The 1,632-nt window shown below is 51.4% G+C and carries 1 rRNA gene; it reads left to right on the top strand.

Going from position 1 to position 1,632, the window contains the following annotated elements:
• Positions 1-62 precede the first annotated feature (62 nt).
• Positions 63-1,600 (top strand): 16S ribosomal RNA (locus MWH30_RS13685).
• Positions 1,601-1,632: the final 32 nt, after the last annotated feature.

Raw genomic sequence — 1,632 nt, 5'->3', positions numbered from 1 at the left:
AACGCCATTTGAAAAGGTTGTAATCAACAATTTTTATGAGTTAGTTCAAACTCACATCATTTTATTTGGAGAGTTTGATCCTGGCTCAGGACGAACGCTGGCGGCGTGCCTAACACATGCAAGTTGTGCGAGAACACTACCTTCGGGTAGTTAGTACAGCAGCGAACGGGTGAGTAACGCGTAAGTAATCTGCCTTTAAGTTGAGGATAACTGCTCGAAAGGGTAGCTAATACTCAATACCATATTCAAAGCATATGCTTTGAATATCAAAGCTGGCTTTTAGCTAGCGCTTAAAGATGAGCTTGCGTCCCATTAGCTTGTTGGTGAGATAACAGCTCACCAAGGCTACAATGGGTAGCCGACCTGAGAGGGTGATCGGCCACACTGGGACTGAGACACGGCCCAGACTCCTACGGGAGGCTGCAGTGGGGAATCTTCCGCAATGAGCGAAAGCTTGACGGAGCAACGCCGCGTGAGTGACGAAGGCCTTCGGGTCGTAAAGCTCTGTCCTCAGGGAAGAACACCTTGGTATTCAATAAGTGCCAGGGCTGACGGTACCTGTGGAGGAAGCTCCGGCTAACTACGTGCCAGCAGCCGCGGTAATACGTAGGGAGCAAGCGTTGTCCGGAATTATTGGGCGTAAAGGGTGCGTAGGCGGTCTGGTAAGTCAAATGTGAAATACATCGGCTCAACCGATGTTCTGCCTTTGAAACTATCAGACTTGAGGTTAAGAGAAGAGAGCAGAATTCCTAGTGTAGCGGTGAAATGCGTAGATATTAGGAAGAATACCAGTGGCTAAAGCGGCTCTCTAGCTTATACCTGACGCTGAGGCACGAAAGCTGGGGGAGCGAACCGGATTAGATACCCGGGTAGTCCCAGCCGTAAACGTTGGACACTAGGTGTTGGAGGTTCGACTCCTTCAGTGCCGTAGTTAACGCAATAAGTGTCCCGCCTGGGGATTACGACCGCAAGGTTGAAACTCAAAGGAATTGACGGGGGCCCGCACAAGCGGCGGAGCATGTGGTTTAATTCGAAGCAACGCGAAGAACCTTACCAGGGTTTGACATCCCGTGACCATCTGTGAAAGCAGAGTTTACTCCTTTGGAGTACACGGAGACAGGTGGTGCATGGCTGTCGTCAGCTCGTGTCGTGAGATGTTGGGTTAAGTCCCGCAACGAGCGCAACCCTTATCCTTAGTTGCCAGCACGTAATGGTGGGGACTCTAAGGAGACTGCCAGTCAAAAAACTGGAGGAAGGTGGGGATGACGTCAAGTCATCATGCCCCTTATACTCTGGGCTACACACGTGCTACAATGGTCTGTACAGAGGGTAGCTACACCGCAAGGTGATGCCAATCTCTAAAACAGATCCCAGTTCGGATTGCAGGCTGCAACTCGCCTGCATGAAGCTGGAGTCGCTAGTAATCGTGGATCAGAACGCCACGGTGAATACGTTCCCGGGCCTTGTACACACCGCCCGTCACACCACCCGAGTTGGAGGCACCAGAAGTCATCTGCGGATGCCGAAGGTGTGTCCGATAAGGGGGGTGAAGTCGTAACAAGGTAGCCGTACCGGAAGGTGCGGCTGGATCACCTCCTTTCTAAGGAGCTAAAACTAACGCCTTTTAGTGGT

It is taken from the genome of Fuchsiella alkaliacetigena (assembly GCF_023227765.1).
Taxonomy (GTDB): Bacteria; Bacillota; Halanaerobiia; order Halobacteroidales; family Acetohalobiaceae; genus Fuchsiella; species Fuchsiella alkaliacetigena.
The sequence above is the reverse complement of the archived record's forward strand: the minus strand, read 5'-3'. Positions and strand labels throughout refer to the sequence as shown.